This is a genomic window from Pantoea sp. GbtcB22, assembly GCF_019091025.1.
In the GTDB taxonomy this organism is placed as follows: Bacteria; Pseudomonadota; Gammaproteobacteria; order Enterobacterales; family Enterobacteriaceae; genus Pantoea; species Pantoea leporis.
On the sequence record NZ_JAGXKB010000423.1, the window covers coordinates 1 to 255 of the forward strand.

A 255-nucleotide genomic window follows, 5' to 3' on the forward strand; every position below is an offset into this window, starting at 1 on the left:
GATGTCGAGAATCAAGCCAATCTCCGCGTCCTGCAACGCCTCAACCAGACGATTAAAGCCGTCGCGGCCACCAATCGCCGGTTCGATCTCATTGGCATCGATGACGTCGTAACCGTGGGTGGATTCGGCGGGGGCGCTAAATATCGGCGACGCGTAAAGATGGCTGATGCCAAGGCGTTGCAGATAGGGCACCAGCGCCGCGGCGCGGTCAAACGTCATGCCGTTGCGAGACTGAATACGATACGTCGCGGTTGG

At 59.2% G+C, this 255-nt stretch carries 1 protein-coding gene; it reads right to left on the reverse strand.

The features are described from left to right. On the reverse strand, positions 1 to 255 hold a 255-nt coding region (locus tag KVT28_RS25660), incomplete at both ends, for an alpha-amylase family glycosyl hydrolase (protein ID WP_254633669.1).